This window comes from Nostoc sp. (assembly GCF_054880495.1).
The window spans coordinates 15299-31977 of sequence record NZ_JBTYKD010000011.1 but is presented as its reverse complement, the minus strand read 5'-3'; the positions used below and the strand labels follow the sequence as shown (position 1 = coordinate 31977).

Here is a 16679-nt window from a genome sequence, read left to right as displayed (position 1 = left end):
ATTGCATAATACTTACTTCTCTGTACTCATTTGTTGGTGATATCTGCCACATCCATCGTGGTTAGAGCTTTTGGGAAAACTTTTTGGTTTACTGGAAATAGCTAAAAGCTCCGTATAGTGCGACCAACTCAATTTGCCAGACAGTGTTTGGCAATTCTCATAGTTCAAATAAAACAGACGCATATACTGCAAATTAGAACGGCTAAACCCCTTACCATACGCCGCTTTCAAATCTCGTGAAAGCACCTGTAACAACTTACTGCCATATTCTGCCCGTTCCTTGCCCGCTTGCTCAAACTCGACAATATAACGCCCAATCTGCCAGTAAGTTTCTACTAAAACTGAATTAACCTGCTCAAAAGCCTGTTGTCGCCCCAACGCCAAACACTCACCAATGCGATCTAACAACTGCTGATATGAACCATCATTAACCGCTAAATCACTCATAACTCAAACCCCAACGAGAGCCAACTGCGTCTGAAATCTCCAAACAGTTATTGATCAATAGTTACCATCCCCAATGCCCAATTTACCTTGTAATCCGCCGCATATAATTGCCCCATAACTGAGCTGCTTGAGCGCTGCTGCCAGATGTCGGGGAATTATTGTCGTTTCCCAGCCAAACACCAGTTACAAGCCGCCGACTAGGGATAAAACCGATAAACCACAAGTCAACGTTTTTATCAGTCGTGCCAGTTTTCCCAGCTTCGCCCAGTCCAATGGCAGCACTACGACCAGTACCTCTGCTGATTACGCCACGCATCAAATTAGTCATCTCATCGGCGACACCATTTGGCAGCACTCGTTTGTTGGCATCGGGATTTTGGTCGAAGGAGTAGATTACACGACAGGTTTTGATATCATTGCGATCGCGGCAATCACTACTGTCTAAAATTCGCTTAATCGCATGGGGAGGATTTGACACACCGTGATTGCCAATAGCGCCAAAAGCACCAGTCATTTCTAAAACATTCACCACACTTTGACCCAGCACCAAGCCCGGAACTGGATCGAGGGGTGATTTTATCCCCAAACGCTGCGCCATTGCCACCACTTTATCTAGCCCAATTTCTTTGGCAACTCGCAGGGCGATGGGATTTTCTGAAAGTGCCAGCCCAGTAGCAATATCAAAGCTAGTGTCAGCACCAGCACGGCAGGGTTTATAAGTAAAGCCTTGCCAACTTAAAGGAGCGCAGGAATAACTATTAGATGGTGAAATTCCCTGTTGAATAGCGGCGGTGTAAGTAAAGATTTTAAAGGTGGAACCTGGTTGTCTTTTGGCTTGGACAGCACGATTGAATTGACTTCTTTTGTAATCAGTGCCGCCCACCATTGCCAAGATGCTGCCAGTACTGGAGTCAAGAGTTACCACCGCCCCTTGAGAATAATTAAAATTTGCGCCACCGTTATTGACTGAATTCCGCAACGCTGCTTCTGCCTGACTCTGGTACGCTGGATCAAGCTGGGTTTCAATGATATAGTTTCCTTCTCTTGCGGCTCCCTGCCCCAAGATTGATTCCAACTCAGAGAAGACGTAACTGTAAAAATAAGGAGCGATCGTTTTAGCTTGCTGTTCGCAGACTTTAGGACTAACTTGAACAGTGGAGCGTCTAGCTCGGTTCGCATCCTCTGGTTTAATTTTGCCCATCTCTAGTAACCGCTTAATCACGCGATTGCGGTATTCAGCAGCTTCTAGCTTATTATGACTATCCCCACAAAAATCGAAGCCGTTGGGGGCTGGTAGAATTCCCACCAACGTTGCTGCTTCTGCCAAAGTTAATTCTTTAGCTGACTTCTCAAAGTAATATCGGGATGCATCCTCAAAACCAGAGGTATCTCCCCCCAAAAAAACCCGATTTAAGTACATCAGCAAAATATCATCTTTGCTGTAAAAGGTTTCGAGTTTCAGGGCGACAATTGCCTCCCGCAATTTGCGTCCAAGGGTATCCTGTCTGCCTACATATTCGCGGAACAAACTGCGGGCAACTTGCTGGGTAACAGTGCTTGCTCCTTGTTGCACATCTCCGCTGCGGCTATTGATCAACACGGCTCGTAAAATCCCCAAAGGGTCAACCCCAAAGTGCCAGTAATAACGACTATCCTCTGAAGCCACCACCGCAGCAGGCAAATATGGGCCAAATTCCTCTAAACGTTTCATGTCTACATGAGAGGTAGTTCGAGGCTCTCTCAGTGGGGTGGCTCCATCACGGGCGTAAACAACTACTGGGGCGCGTGTAGCTGTAGGTAGAGGTTTAACTGTAAATTTCAGCCATTCGACACCAATTACTAATGCTAACAGGGCACTGACACCGCCAATACCATAAGCTGTCAAACTTGCAGCTTTGACGTACCAGACTGGTGGATAGACGTATTGCAACCGCACAGAAGCAGCGAGTTCTGGAGGTCCCAGGGTGAGAATATCACCGTGACGCAGTTCCAGGGAACTAACACGACGCTTGCCACGATAAATGCCATTGGTGGAGTTTTCATCTTTGATGACGAAAACTGGTGTGCGCTGAGTAGAATTCCGCGATAGCGACAGGTGAATTTGGCTGACAACAGGATTACGGATGACGATATCGCTGGATTTAGAGCTACGACCTAGAATATAGCGATCGCCCAACAGTGGATATACTTCTGCTTTATCCGCCCCCGCATCCTGCACCCAAAGTTCCGGTACCTTGGCATTAGGCTTGAGCGCCAATTTAGAAAAATCGACCCTAGCTTGAATCGTATGTACTGCTTGAGTCAGTTGACCTAGTAACGTTTGTGGCTTGTGAGGCGGTTGGGGAGAACTCATCGGCTATTCACATCACAGTTTTTAGTGAAGAATCGGGCGAATTACAATCAATTTAGATGTTAGTCTTTCATCATTTTACTCATAAGCCAAAGCATAAATTGACTATACGGAACTTTTTTTATCCAATTTATACTTATAATTAGATCATATTTAAAGATAATTTGTAATTTTTGTCACTTCTTTACAGAGGCAGAAATTTTTTATCCATTTTCAAAGGCTTATTTTAGCTACTATTACTAGTTCAATAACTACAACCATAACTTTTGCTCTTGTATTTTTAAACACTAGTTATCAAGAAACAACAGATTTAATTTTTACCAATTTTACATATCCACATATTTTACAACAACCCTAAATATCTTCATTTAGGAAGATTTTCTAAATCTGATAGTTTGTTTTAATGGGGCGAGTGTTCCGTTGAGGTTAATTTTAGAATGATGGGAAAATCTCTGACCATGATTGGTACAGCTCTATCTTTGGCGCTCACCGCTAACATTGCTGTAGGCCAATCCAGTAAATCCCCTATAGCCCAATCCACTAGCGACGCCACTAGTTCACCAGCACAAATCAAACTGTCGCCAGAAGGGATGAAAATTCTCTGCGATTATTTTCCGCTCAACTCGCGCTGTCCCGGTGGCACAGCATCCACCCCTAGCGCTCCTAGTACCAGTGTACCAGCAGGAAGTACGCCCAATAGCACCACCACTCCAGATAGCACCACACCACGAGGAAGCGTTACCCCACCTGAACCTGGCGCTCCTGGCAACTTAACTCCAGCACCAGGAAGCGTTACCCCACCTGAACCTGCTACTCCTGGCAGCACTACCGAACCAGGTAGCCCAACCCCACCTGAACCTGGCACTCCTAACAACTTAACTCCAGGATCAGGAAGCGTTAACCCACCTGAAGGCACTCCTCCTGGCAGCACTACCCAACCAGGTAGCTCAACCCCACCTGAACAACCTGGCACTCCTGGCACTCCTGGCAGCAGTATCGAACCAAGTACCTCTCCCAGCACTCCAGGCTCTAGTTCGCCAAAAACTCCTGGCACAGGTAATTAAATTAAAAGCTGAGGCATAATCTGAATACTAATTTGCCATCAGCGAAGCGATCGCCAGCGCATCTTGACCTCTTGTACCAATTATGCAAACTGGTGTAAGATCACAAATCAAAATCTTTGGAACCTAGAGATCAAGTCTTCGCATATAGGACTAAACAAGGGTTTCAGTATATCAATAGCCTGGGATTAATCATCCCAGGCTTAATAATTTAATGGAACCCACCAGTTGAAGTCGGTGTTTTTTGCAAGGAAGCAATTAATAGGCAAACAATACCGATACTAATAAATGAATCTGCCACATTAAATACAGCAAAGTTAATCAGGCGAAAATCAATAAAATCAACGACGTAGCCTAAAACAAAGCGATCAATACCGTTGCCCATAGCCCCACCTAAAATTAAGCCATAGCCCAACTGATCCCAAAAATTTAATGTTGGACTAAACAACGCCAACGCTATCAACACTAAACTCACTCCTAAAGATAGCCAGCGCAACCATTCTACTTTCCCACTTAACAGACTAAAAGCGGCACCAGTGTTAGTGACATAGGTAAAGTGAAATATCCCAGGTAAAAGTGGTAGTGTCTGCCCTAAGTTAAAGGTTTGCACCACCCAGTATTTTGTTATTTGGTCTAAGAAAAAAGCTATGAAGGCAGCGATCCAGAAAAGGCTATTTTTTAAACGCATGGCGAATTAGTCATTGGTCATTGGTCACTTGTACTGAGCGAAGTCGAAGTATTGGTCACTTGTACTGAGCGAAGTCGAAGTATTGGTCATGAGCTTTTCACAAATGACAATCAACTAATAAAACATTAAGTGACGCAATATATATGCTATTACACTAACGGCACACACCAGAGTTAGTTGACCTGGTAGCGCAAACCAAGAGTATCTGAGGATTGCTTGCATCAAGGATAGATTTTCTGTGCCTTTCCACTGAAAAATATAGCTAATAATCAAATAAGTAATACCGCATAGGTGGAGAGTTAACAAGCCACAGATGCAACTAAAAGCGAGAGTTTCTAGTCGAGGTCTAGCTTTAAAGGCAAACAAGCCACAAATCCAAGCTCCAGGAATAAAGCCTAGTAGATAGCCAAACTGAGACAGCTTCATATAACCAATACCGCCGCCATCGGCAAATACAGGTAATAAGGTTAACCCCATGACTAAATAGGCAATTTGCGAGAGCGCACCGGCATTTTTGCCCCCTAAACAACCCACCAACAGCACTGCGCCAATTTGACAATAGACACCTAAAGAAAAAGTCTGAATTCCGTGCTTACTCCAACTCCAAGGTAAGGTGATGCCATAAGCTTCTAGGAAGGTACCACCCATTGTCAGGAGTAAGCCAATCATTGACCATAGTAATTGATTGGAAGCAGCAAACATTTATCAGGCAACCAGGGAAAGGCAAAAGGGAAAACCAACAGCAACCAGTATATTCATTAATATTGAAATGAAGTTTGTGCTGACATCTTAAGAACTAGCATATTTTCTTTTGCCTTTTTGGTATATAATTTTTCAATTCTGCGAATTGCGGCTTAGGTGTCTATTGTCTGAGATCTGTTCTAATTCTGGTATTTTGATCTAAAATATGGTAAAATCAATGCCATTGAGCTTAATATTTGTACTAATTTTTCAGAGCATTGCCTAAATTGAGTACAAAGTGCTTAAAATATTTCCTTAATCCAGTTTTTTTAGGCGATCGCTCCACATATTCTGCACATATAAGCAACTGACTGTTTCTCTTGCCCTACTTTGTATAACAATAATTTCACAGCCTAAATGAGATTGTTTAGTTATTTACTTCAGGTCTGCTTCGGCTGGTAAGCAGAAACAGTTTTCCATAAGCTCCCAAATTTATAAGCCTTTTGTTTTAACTTATAGGAATCATACATATTTGATTTCTGAAAAAATATCGGTAGTCTTGTAATGGACCCTCTTGCGTAAAATGTTGCAAAAAAATTGTAGGTTGGGTGTAGCTTTTGCGTAACCCAACATCCTGATAATCAGTTGGGTTACGCTCCGCTCCACTCAACCTACGTCTAATGCACTATTTTAGCCTAGACAGTCCACTACGTGACTTTCAAAAATCAAATACTAGTCCTATATTTGGACATAAAAGTTGCATATTACCTGGAAGTAAAACTCTTGTGGGCTGGGCATCTTAACCCGCCCTGGTTATGCAAATCAAAACTAGATTAGCTTACCACACTTTATCATCTATTGACATAGTTTTTTGATAACTTGACCAATAAAAACACGCAAAGAATAAAGTTTTGTAAATACGTGTAAGTATCTTAAATCTGGTACTATTCCTAACTTAAACTAAAGTGAAAGTATAAAATTTATCAAGCCAAATTAGAAATAAGGGTTTAGACTTCATCAAAAAAAAATAAGTATTTTTTACTTTGTTAACCTATTGTTAATCTTAATTGTGGTCTTTTAGAAGTATCTTAGAAACGCTCACCTGGAAATTTCATAAAAAATTGATCGCGATGCTCTCACGTCTTAGCGTACTAACAACTCATCGCCTCACAGGTTCAATTTCAGTGTTAGCACTGACAATCAGCCTAGCAGCTTGTGGTGGACAGCAAACCCCAGATAATACAGCCACCAAGGAGACTCCTTCTGGCACGGCTACAGAGACTACTACCTCTAGCTCCACCAAATTAGACCTTGGCAGCGGAACCGTAAAGTTAACCGGAGCTGGTGCGTCTTTTCCGGCACCACTGTATGACACCTGGTTCACGGATTTAAACAAAAAATATTCAAATCTGCAAGTTGACTATGCATCAGTTGGTAGTGGTGCTGGAGTTGAGCAATTTATCAAAGGTACTGTAGATTTTGGTGCCAGCGATGTTGCAATGAAGGATGAAGAAATTAAGAAAGTGCCAGCAGATAAGGGCGTTATTTTACTGCCTGTGACTGCTGGTAGTATTGTGCTGGCTTACAACTTGCCAGATGTTCCAGAACTCAAGCTTCCACGGGCAGTTTACGCCAATATTCTACTAGGCAAAATCACGTCTTGGGATGATCCCCAAATTGCCAAGGCTAACCCAGGTGCAAAACTTCCTAAAGATAAGATCGCAGTTGTCTATCGTTCGGATGGTAGCGGAACCACGGGTGTGTTTACAAAACACCTCAGCGCTATTAGCCCTGAGTGGAAAACTAAAGTTGGTGAAGGCAAAACTGTCAACTGGCCTACGGGAGTCGGTGCTAAGGGTAACGAGGGTGTTACTGCCCAAATCCAACAAACTCAAGGTTCTATTGGTTATGTCGAGTACGGCTATGCCAAACAAAATAGTCTCAAGTTTGCTGCTTTGGAAAACAAAAGCGGTAAGTTTGTTGTAGCTAGTGAGCAGTCAGCCTCTAAAACTCTGGAATCAGTAGCTCTACCACCTGATCTCCGCGTCTTCATTTCCGATCCCGAAGGGGCTGATTCCTATCCTATCGTCACTTACACCTGGATTTTGGCTTATAAGAAATATCCCAATCCGGCAAAAGCTAAGGCAATTGAAGCCACTATCGAATACGCTTTAACTGAGGGTCAGAAGCAGGCTACGACACTGGGGTATGTTCCTCTACCTCAAAACGTCATTACCAAGGTAGCTGCTGCTGCTGACCAAATCAGTCCAGATTATAAAATCTCTGTTGGCAGTGGTACTAGCGCTAGCAAGTAAGCATCAAACACCCCTAATCAATAATTGATGATCTGGTCGTTTTATGGACATTAGTAACTCAAAACAAATAGTTACCGATGTATCACTTTAAATAAATGATGAAACGACAATTCTATTAATCTGCTTGCCTCACACATTGTTCTCTGATTTAATTGTTAAAGTCGGTATTCATGACTACAAATTCTCAAAATCTGTCATCAGCGATGAAAAATCGCTCTGACATAGAAAAGTCCCTAGATCGGGGTTTTATTTGGCTGACTAAAATTTTTGCCTTTGGGGTTGCTGCCACTTTATTATGGATCGGGTCGCAGGTTGCAATTGGTGCTTGGCCTGCCATCCAAAAGTTTGGTGCTGGCTTTTTAGCTAACACCACTTGGAACCCAGTTAATGATAGCTACGGGGTGCTACCTCAAATTTATGGAACTCTTTTGAGTTCTTTTATTGGTCTGCTGATAGCAGTACCAATTGGGGTTGGTACTGCTGTTATACTGAGCGAGGATTTTTTGCCCGCTAAAGTGAAGTTGGTACTGGTTTTCGCAGTAGAACTGCTGGCAGCTATTCCCAGCGTTGTCTACGGCGTGTGGGGTATTTTCGTTTTAGTGCCAATCTTAACCAACTTGGGAAAATGGCTAAATAGTTACTTTGGTTGGGTGCCATTTTTTAGCACTTCTCCTACAGGACCAGGAATGTTGCCGGCGGGAGTCATCTTAGCGATTATGACTTTGCCAATCATCACAGCCTTATCCCGCGATGCCTTGATTTCTATACCCTCCAGTTTGCGCCAAGCCTCTCTAGGACTAGGAGCAACGCGGTGGGAAACAATTTTGCAAGTTCTCATCCCAGCAGCCTTTTCGGGCATAGTTAGTGCTGTGATGCTGGGACTGGGCCGGGCAATGGGAGAAACAATGGCTGTAACGATGTTAATTGGCAACTCCAACAACATCAGTCTCTCTCTTTTAGCACCAGCCAATACGATTTCTTCTCTACTGGCAAATCAATTTTCAGAAGCTAGTGGTTTGCAAGTTGCGGCTTTAATGTACGCGGCTTTAGTTCTATTTTTCTTGACGCTAGTAGTCAATATTATGGCAGAGTTGATCGTTCTGAGAGTCAAGCGAATATAGCTTAGTTTTGGGTTAAATTATGACTTCTAGTTTTCCAGAGCGCAGTTTAACTCGCTCTCCCACGTCTGGTAGAACACTGTTTAATACAGTGATGACCGTAATCGCATTTACCTGTGGAGTATTGGCACTTTTACCTTTGCTAGCAGTACTCTCTTACGTGATTATTAAAGGCTTTAGCAGTCTGAATCTGGCTGTGTTTGTGGAACTGCCACCCAAAGCTCTACAAAAGGGAGGAGGCTTTGGTAATGCAATTTTAGGGACACTCCTAATGGTAGGAATTGCTGCCTTGATTAGCATCCCCTTTGGAGTTTTGGGAGCGATTTACATCACAGAATTTAGTTCGGCTAATGTAGCCAGAGGGGTACGTTTTGCGGCTAACGTCCTTAGTGGAGTCCCCTCAATTATTGCTGGGGTATTTGCCTATGGCATTGTAGTTTTAACACTGGTAAAGTTGAACTTAGGATCATATTCAGCTCTCGGTGGAGGGTTTGCACTGGCAATTTTAATGTTGCCAATTATTCTCCGAACTACCGATGAAGCCTTGCAGTTAGTATCGCAAGATTTGCGACAAGCATCGGCAGGGTTAGGAGCAACTAACTTTCAAACAGTGAGTCAAGTAGTCTTACCAGCAGCTTTACCAGCAATTGTAACTGGCGCAACGCTAGCGATCGCCAGAGCATCTGGAGAAACCGCACCTTTACTATTTACTGCTCTGTTTTCCAACTTTTGGCCTGATAGCTTATTCCAACCAACCGCTTCCCTTGCCGTTTTGGTTTACAAATATGCCATTTCTCCGTTTAAAAATTGGCAATCACTAGCTTGGGCAGCATCTTTGATTTTGGTATTTATGGTTCTAATCACAAGTATCATCGCTCGCTGGGCAACTCGTCAAAAAGCTTAGTAAACAACCTTCCACAGTCCAGATACCCATCGCCCAAACCAACACAAGACTTAATTTATGGCTAGTAACGTTAGCACAGTGAATGACACTGAAACCGTTTTACGTACCGAAAATCTCAACATTTACTACGGCAAGTTTTTAGCCTTACAGAATATTTGGCTAGATATACCGAAAAATCAGGTGACAGCCTTTATTGGTCCTTCTGGTTGTGGTAAAAGTACGTTGTTACGATGCTATAACCGCCTCAATGACCTGATTGAGTCATTTCGGGCAGAAGGTAAGATATTTTTTTACGATAAAAACTTGTATGCATCCGACATTGACCCTGTAGAAGTGCGTCGGAGAATTGGGATGGTGTTTCAAAGACCAAACCCATTTCCCAAATCAATTTATGACAATATTACTTTTGGAGCCAAAATCAACGGTTACAAAGGTAATTTCGATGAATTAGTAGAAAGCAGTCTCAGAAAAGCGGCTTTGTGGGATGAAGTCAAAGATAAACTACGGCAAAGTGGCTCGTCTTTATCTGGTGGACAACAACAACGCTTATGTATTGCTCGAGCGATCGCAGTCGAACCTGAAATTATACTGATGGATGAACCTTGCTCTGCTCTTGACCCCATTTCCACCTTACGGGTTGAAGAACTGATTCACGAACTTAAAGAGCAATATACTATCGTCATTGTCACCCATAATATGCAGCAAGCAGCGCGGGTTTCTGACAAGACAGCCTTTTTTAATGTTCGGACTTCAGACACAGGAGGTCGTAACGGCTACATGGTAGAGTACGACTTAACAGAAGTAATTTTTAACAATCCTAAGCAGGAAGAGACGCGAGATTACGTTAGTGGCAAATTTGGATAAATATTTGACATTGTTGATGTTAGAGCAATGAGGGATACTCTAAAATTAAAGCTGTGCGATATTCCTCTAGTTTTTTTATTTTTTTGCTAAGGAACGTGGATTAAATAAAATACAAAACTTCATCCTGTCTCTAGCTTCCCTCTCCAATATATCGGAGAGGGATTCAGGGTGAGGTAAGCCAGGGACATAAATTGGATGTTATTTAATTCTTATTCCTAAGGTTAGCATAGGCGTAGCCCACCGCAGGTCTTACCCTGAGCCTGCGCCGAAGGGCATCTCTTGATCAATTATGGCTGTTTCTTGGTCAAGAAAAGTAATAATTAAGCTATTTAACATCAGAGTTGCATTTCCTGAACGGGCAAAAAAATCACTCGATAATATAGCTTAGTACTAGTGTTGGCTTTCCTTGCTATTTATTCGTAGGCATTCATGATTCAACCAGTTAAAAATTAAGTGGTTATTTTCCCAACCCCAGACTTACTTCTTGCACTAGTGCATTTCCGGGTTTCTCGTTCTAAGCGGGCGGCGGGAATCGAACCCGCATTAATAGCTTGGAAGGCTATAGTTTTACCACTAAACTACGCCCGCGCATTTCCAATTCTATAAATGTAGCACAGTCTTTATGAAAATTCAAGCATTTATTTGGAATTGGCAGGTTGGATTTTGATCCTGACATACAGATTGCTCAAAGCTGGTTTACTGCCATCGTTGTTGTAACCAGCAATAAAGTTTTCTGTTTTGAAAACTTCGTTGAGGACTTGCTCATATCTGGTTTTTTCAATTTGCAGTCTTGCTGGTTCTATTTCTAGAACTTTAGCCTGTTGAAAGTTGCCATTGTTATCAATTATTAAGCTAGCCAAGAGCTTTGCTGGCTCAAGTCCAGAATCGTGGCCAAGAAAACTTGAGTCTAATTGTTTTGTGTTGCTTCCCTGGTATTTAGCGATCACCTCTGGTAAACCATCAGAACGGTATCGTCTTGATTGTATCAAGTTACTCATTTCATCTCTAAGCAAAGAGGTTACTATTGCTACCGATGCTCCTATAGTTTGAGTTGGTGGAGTTTCTCTAGTTCGAGTTGGTGGAGTTTCCCTAGTTCGAGTTGATGGAGTTTCCCTAGTTCGAGTTGATGGAGTTTCTCTGGTGGGAGTTGGTGGAGTTTCCCTAGTTCGAGTTGGTGGAGTTTCTCTAGTTCGAGTTGGTGGAGTTTCTCTGTTTTCAGCTTCCGAAACTGGTGAATTTGATGGAATACCTATTGGTAGTGGCATTCCCTTTCCCAGTTTGATTTCTTGACGGCGGTTCCAAGGTAAATTACCGACTGGAACTATAGGTTTCGGTGTGGCTGTAGATTTCCGTGTGACTCTAGGTTTCGGCGTGGCTATAGGTTTCGCTGTGGCTATCGGCTTCGCTGTGGCTGTAGGTTTTGACGTAGAAACTCTTTGTTGCCTAAAAGGTTTGCTATTAGCTTTAGAGGCGTAAATTCGGCTCTTTTGCTGGAGATTATCCGCAGAATTTATTGCGCCAAAATCTTGATTTCTGGGTATAATTCGTGCTGTTTGTAGTGAACGTGCTGGTACAGACTTTTGAGTTGAAGATAGTCGCTTTGGCGAAACTGTTTGCGCTGCTGATTTTGATTTGGTTATTAATTTTGTTTTAGGAGTAATGTCTATCAATTCAATGGGGACAGCAGATTGACTTTGCTGGGGAAACCACAGACTAAATGCATTAGATGAGCGCATCAGCCAGAACACCAGCAAGTGCAGAGAGACTGAAGCTATAACGACAGAAATCCACAAACCTGGTGGATCAGTGTGTCCTCTGCTGATCTTGGCTGGAATTGGCGTTTTGTCTGCAACCGATGGTGTCATATTATCGAAACTGGATATGATTAGGCACTCTTACTCATTGCTAATGCTTGAAAATACCAGTCTTAATTTTAGCGATTAAGCATTATCTCTGATGTAACAGCAAAGGTTAAAACTGTTTCATCTACTCCTTTAAGTTCTAGCGAACTACCTTTAGTAATTTCTTCTTCCTGCAAATAATCTGCCACGGCAGCAGAAACCAAGATTGTACCGGGAACAGCAGCAGCTTGCAACCTTGCAGCAATATTCACACTTGGGCCAATAGCAGTATAATCGGCACGTTCAGCGCTACCGAACATCCCCACAACAGCAGTACCTTGGTGGATACCGCACCGGAACTGTACGCTAGTAAGTTTGTGGCCATCGAATACACCTTGGTCTTGCCAGCGCTGGTTCAACTTAGCCAGTGAGCCGTGCATTGCTCTTGCTGTATTGATGGCACGACGCACCTGTTCATTAGGGGTTAATTCTTCCGGCGCTCCGTACAAAGCTAAGATAGCATCTCCCATAAATTTATCTACAGTGCCGCCATTGCTAAATACAACCTTGGTCATCGCTGCTAAATATTCATTTAGCAACTCTGCTACCCGGCGCGATCTGAGAGTATTTGCTAGCTGTGTAAAACCCACGATATCACTAAACAAAACTGTAATTAAGCGTGGTTCGGGGCGCAAATCTAACGTTAAATCTCCGGTTGCGGCTTTTTGCACCAATGCAGTCGGCAAAAAGCGCTTTAGCACCGATTCTGTTAGATAAGTATTTAACTCCACGATTCGCCGTTCATTTTCCTTCAATCCTAAAAGATTCCGAACTTCCGCCAAAAGTTCCCGATCATTGAATGGTTTTGCTAGATAAGCATCCGCCCCAAGTTCTGTACCTTCGATGCGGGTTTCCTCATCTACTTTCGCTGTCAGCAAAATGATTGGTGTTCCTTTGAGTTTCTCCTCTTTGCGGAGCATCTGAATCATCTCAAGTCCACTCACCAAGGGCATCATTAAGTCAGTCACAATCAAGTTGGGTATAATTTCCTTAGCGATCGCATACCCTTCAGAACCGTTACGAGCTGTCCGTACATGATAACCATTGCGGCGAAAAATCTCGGATACGTAGTTTCGCAGATCCGGGTTGTCGTCTACAACTAAAATTGAGTGCTGAGTCTTTGAACCTCTGATAGTTGCAAGTTTATCCTCAGAGTTTTTGCTGAGGGCTGAGTCTTGAGTCTCAATACTGAGGGAGAAGTTTCTTGTAATATCTTCAATATTGTCTATTGCTGATTCTACCAATTCTAAATCAGCCAATTCTACGCTAGCGCGGCTCATATTCAGTTCGGTAGGCGTTTCTAGTACTTGCTGTGTCCGTAAATGAGCATTTCCAGTCACAAGCCATAAACTAAAGGTAGTGCCTTCGCCGTAAACTGATTCCACACTGACTTCACCACCATGTAATTCTACCAATTCTTTAACTAAAGCTAAACCCAAACCACTGCCTTCATAGGAGCGGTTTGCTGAACCTTCAGCTTGGCGGAAGCGCTCAAATAGGTAGGGAATTTGTTCTTTAACAATGCCAATTCCAGTATCTTGTACTTGCAATATGCAACGATCGCCTTCAGATTTTAGTCTGACGCTGATTGTGCCATCTTCGGGAGTAAACTTCATCGCATTTGACAGCAGGTTGTAAACCACCTTGTCAAATTTTTCCATATCTAAGTACACCGTAGAACATTCATCTAACTGGGTAGTCAGATGCAGTCCTTTTTTCTCACAGTAGGGGCGAAAAGATTCAACAATTTGGCTGACAAATTCGACTAAATCGCAGGGATGGAAACTAGGCTGCATTCTCCCCGCATCTAGGCGTTGTAAATCTAGGAGTTGATTTACCAGTCGCAGCAGGCGGCGAGAGTTACGCAAGGCGATCGCACTTTGGGAGTAAGATAATCCCTCACCAGCCGCCACCGCCGACTCTAAAGGCCCTTGAATCAAAGTGATCGGTGTGCGAAACTCATGGGAGATATTTTGGAAAAATTCGGTTTTTTGTTTATCTAATTCTAGTAAGCGTTCAGCTTGTTGGCGAGTTTTTTGATATAAGTGTGACTGTTGCACAGCGATCGCGGCTTGAGCTGCTACTGCTTTCGCCAAATCGATATCAGATGACAGCCATCGGCGGACTTTGTTACCTTCATACAAAGTAATATTACCGATACATTTACGATCAGCTAATAATGGCACAACCATTAGCGATCGCCCTGGCATTTTTAAAGGCAAATCAAAAACCTGTACTTGTGAGGCAGAATGGCTGACATCACCAATTATTACTGGTTCATGTGTCTGTAGCATCTGTTGAAGGATTGGATTCTCCTGTATAGATGCTTGAGAATAGGGTATTCTCTGAGTTAATAAATTCTTATTACTACTTAAATTTTTGTCCTGGGCTAGCGATGCCTGGGTTGGGCTGTGCCTATGCAAGTTTTCTGGATGTTGAAAACTGTCATACAAGCCCACACACTTGGCAAACTCATCTTCCTCAGTCCACAAAGACAAGACACAGCCATCGACTTGTAAAGCTTGTCCCAATTGCTGCGTAATTGCCGCAAAGATATCTTGAGGATCTAAGCTAGAGCGAATCGCGCTAGTAATCGTATTAATCAAGCTCTCTCGCTTGGCAAGGGCACGTACTTGTTCGTAAGCATAAGCTTGGGACAAAGCTAAAGCTGCTTGATCCGCCACCATCAACACTAACTGCACCTCATCCTCCCCCCAGAAGCGAGGCAGAGAACACTGGTGCAGTGCTAGCACTGCCATCAGTTCTTGTTGGCAGATCAATGGCACAACCAAACTAGAACAAATGTTAGCAGCAGCAAAAGCTGCCTCACGTTGGCGCAGCTTGGGAGTATCACCGTGAATGTGCTGATCATCGGTAACATCGTGAATCACCTGGACTTCGCGGGTTTCCCACACCGTCTCAGCCAAAAGAGACACAGACCCCGGGATGGTGGGACTCAGACCCCCCTTTGGAGAGAGAGGGGAAAGACTTACTGCAACTTCCCCGGCTTCTTCAGAAAGAGCCTTCTGATAAATGAATCCTTTATCCGCCAACTGCTCATCTTGGAAGGGACGCAACAGACAGACATCCACCTCCAACATATGACCCACTGTATCTACAATTGCCTGCAAAATTTGGCGATAGTCTAAAGCACTGCGAATCGTATTTGTGACGGTATTCAGCAGCGATTCTTGTCGAAGTGTGCGGGTTAGTTCGCGGGTGCGAGCTTTGAGGACATTGTGAGTATCCAAAGCTTGGCGTACCACTGCTTTGAGTTCCTCAGCTTCCCACGGTTTCGTGACATATTTAAATACCTTACCAGCATTGATTGCTTCCACCAGGTCTTCGACATCGGTGTAGCCAGTTAAAATAATCCTGATAATATCTGGATATTGAGTTGCTGTCAGGCTCAAAAATTCTGTCCCGCTCATCATCGGCATCCGCTGATCGGAGATAATCACTGCGACTTCTCCCTCTTGAGCCAGCAGATCGAGTGCCGCAGGACCAGAGTCTGCCCTCAGCACCTGATAGTCCCGATAGAAAGTGCGGTAAAGCAAGTCAAGGTTGTCTAGTTCATCATCGACAACCAAAATTTTCGGCTTACTGTTTGCTGGGGATTTCATGCACCGCCTTTCTGCTGCAACGGCAGTCGGATAAAGAATAATCTGATCAGGTAAGAGCAGAGCATTTCGACCAATAAGGCTGTTTGGCTACATGACTGCTGAGTGTAGGAGTGTTTACTCACAGTAATTCGTCTCAATGGCTTATGCCCATTACCATTTGCTTTGGTGCAGTGTAATTGCTTTCATAGTCAGTTTTAGGGTTACAGAGTCGATGCTTGCTTGCCAAATCTTTTTTCACCTCCTGTGAGCAATGTCTGATATTACATACAGCGCTCATAGCTAGCTGAAAAATCCAAATGAAGCTGCATACTAAGTTTTCCCTCCCTAGCGCTTTTACTAACACTTGCAGGTAAATTTTATTTATGATAGTCATGGTAGAGTCAGCAAAATTAAAACAATAAGGATTTAAAGCCAAAGTATACTATTAGACAAATACCTCTTTCTAATTTAGCAATCAGAACTATCATTAAGACAAGTGGTAGTGCTTAATAAGTTAGGCATTAGGAGCCTTGCAGATTCTTCCCCAGTAGCTGTACAACGTGTTCCTATGGCCTAGTAGCAAAGTTCTAGTAGTGTAGCGGTAATTTCATAAACAAGTTCAGTACTGCAACCAGAGTTTATTGGTAGTGTACTTACTTAACAATTTTGTCGGTTCTACCTACGGACAGGTTATGCTATTTATCTACCCATTCACCTAAAACTGTACGACTTGACAGATGTTTTTGTG

11 protein-coding genes and 1 tRNA gene are annotated in these 16679 nt (G+C 43.2%); 5 read left to right on the top strand and 7 right to left on the bottom strand.

Features of this window, described 5'->3' with window-relative positions; genetic code table 11:
- Nucleotides 1-12 precede the first annotated feature (12 nt).
- Both ACYTXL_RS01065 and ACYTXL_RS01060 read right to left on the bottom strand, forming a co-directional pair.
- A complete protein-coding gene (locus ACYTXL_RS01065; RefSeq protein WP_461923120.1) occupies nt 13-447 on the bottom strand; it encodes a DUF1016 N-terminal domain-containing protein in 435 nt (144 codons plus the stop codon).
- 82 nt (nt 448-529) lie between these two features.
- Nucleotides 530-2800 (bottom strand): transglycosylase domain-containing protein, encoded by a 2271-nt coding sequence (locus tag ACYTXL_RS01060; RefSeq protein ID WP_461923119.1) that lies wholly within the window; start codon nt 2798-2800, stop codon nt 530-532.
- A 434-nt stretch (nt 2801-3234) separates the two neighbouring features.
- On the opposite strand from ACYTXL_RS01060, the gene ACYTXL_RS01055 reads away from it, so the two are divergent.
- Nucleotides 3235-3861: a hypothetical protein gene (locus ACYTXL_RS01055; RefSeq protein WP_461923118.1), complete on the top strand. Its 627-nt coding sequence runs from the start codon at nt 3235-3237 to the stop codon at nt 3859-3861.
- 208 nt (nt 3862-4069) lie between these two features.
- Here ACYTXL_RS01055 and lspA read toward each other — a convergent pair whose 3' ends face one another.
- Nucleotides 4070-4546 (bottom strand): signal peptidase II, encoded by a 477-nt coding sequence (gene lspA, locus ACYTXL_RS01050; RefSeq protein WP_461923117.1) that lies wholly within the window; start codon nt 4544-4546, stop codon nt 4070-4072.
- Nucleotides 4547-4660: 114 nt separating this feature from the next.
- On the bottom strand, nt 4661-5248 hold the full coding sequence (locus tag ACYTXL_RS01045; RefSeq protein WP_334907408.1) for a biotin transporter BioY: 588 nt from the start codon (nt 5246-5248) through the stop codon (nt 4661-4663).
- A 1109-nt stretch (nt 5249-6357) separates the two neighbouring features.
- Between ACYTXL_RS01045 and pstS the strand changes: the two genes are divergently transcribed.
- The 4 genes from pstS (at nt 6358) to pstB (ending at nt 10428) form a co-directional block, all read left to right on the top strand.
- The gene (pstS, locus tag ACYTXL_RS01040) at nt 6358-7542 is read left to right on the top strand and encodes a phosphate ABC transporter substrate-binding protein PstS (RefSeq protein ID WP_461923116.1); all 1185 of its coding nucleotides are present in this window, start codon (nt 6358-6360) and stop codon (nt 7540-7542) included.
- 170 nt (nt 7543-7712) lie between these two features.
- Nucleotides 7713-8663 (top strand): phosphate ABC transporter permease subunit PstC, encoded by a 951-nt coding sequence (gene pstC, locus ACYTXL_RS01035; RefSeq protein WP_461923115.1) that lies wholly within the window; start codon nt 7713-7715, stop codon nt 8661-8663.
- A gap of 19 nt (nt 8664-8682) precedes the next feature.
- A complete protein-coding gene (pstA, locus tag ACYTXL_RS01030; RefSeq protein WP_461923114.1) occupies nt 8683-9564 on the top strand; it encodes a phosphate ABC transporter permease PstA in 882 nt (293 codons plus the stop codon).
- 57 nt (nt 9565-9621) lie between these two features.
- The gene (pstB, locus tag ACYTXL_RS01025) at nt 9622-10428 is read left to right on the top strand and encodes a phosphate ABC transporter ATP-binding protein PstB (protein WP_461923113.1); all 807 of its coding nucleotides are present in this window, start codon (nt 9622-9624) and stop codon (nt 10426-10428) included.
- A gap of 517 nt (nt 10429-10945) precedes the next feature.
- Here the strand turns inward: pstB and ACYTXL_RS01020 are convergent.
- The 3 genes from ACYTXL_RS01020 to ACYTXL_RS01010 form a co-directional block, all read right to left on the bottom strand.
- Nucleotides 10946-11016: transfer RNA gene (locus ACYTXL_RS01020), tRNA-Gly, on the bottom strand.
- 50 nt (nt 11017-11066) lie between these two features.
- Nucleotides 11067-12293, bottom strand: coding sequence for a hypothetical protein (locus tag ACYTXL_RS01015; RefSeq protein ID WP_461923112.1), 1227 nt, complete (start codon nt 12291-12293; stop codon nt 11067-11069).
- A 68-nt stretch (nt 12294-12361) separates the two neighbouring features.
- Nucleotides 12362-15952 (bottom strand): response regulator, encoded by a 3591-nt coding sequence (locus tag ACYTXL_RS01010; RefSeq protein WP_461923111.1) that lies wholly within the window; start codon nt 15950-15952, stop codon nt 12362-12364.
- Nucleotides 15953-16679: the final 727 nt, after the last annotated feature.

Coding starts and splice junctions, on each gene's coding strand:
- ACYTXL_RS01065 (WP_461923120.1), bottom strand. CDS start 447: ATGAGTGATTTAGCGGTTAATGATGGTTCATATCAGCAGTTGTTAGAT.
- ACYTXL_RS01060 (WP_461923119.1), bottom strand. CDS start 2,800: ATGAGTTCTCCCCAACCGCCTCACAAGCCACAAACGTTACTAGGTCAA.
- ACYTXL_RS01055 (WP_461923118.1), top strand. CDS start 3,235: ATGATGGGAAAATCTCTGACCATGATTGGTACAGCTCTATCTTTGGCG.
- lspA (WP_461923117.1), bottom strand. CDS start 4,546: ATGCGTTTAAAAAATAGCCTTTTCTGGATCGCTGCCTTCATAGCTTTT.
- ACYTXL_RS01045 (WP_334907408.1), bottom strand. CDS start 5,248: ATGTTTGCTGCTTCCAATCAATTACTATGGTCAATGATTGGCTTACTC.
- pstS (WP_461923116.1), top strand. CDS start 6,358: ATGCTCTCACGTCTTAGCGTACTAACAACTCATCGCCTCACAGGTTCA.
- pstC (WP_461923115.1), top strand. CDS start 7,713: ATGACTACAAATTCTCAAAATCTGTCATCAGCGATGAAAAATCGCTCT.
- pstA (WP_461923114.1), top strand. CDS start 8,683: ATGACTTCTAGTTTTCCAGAGCGCAGTTTAACTCGCTCTCCCACGTCT.
- pstB (WP_461923113.1), top strand. CDS start 9,622: ATGGCTAGTAACGTTAGCACAGTGAATGACACTGAAACCGTTTTACGT.
- ACYTXL_RS01015 (WP_461923112.1), bottom strand. CDS start 12,293: ATGACACCATCGGTTGCAGACAAAACGCCAATTCCAGCCAAGATCAGC.
- ACYTXL_RS01010 (WP_461923111.1), bottom strand. CDS start 15,952: ATGAAATCCCCAGCAAACAGTAAGCCGAAAATTTTGGTTGTCGATGAT.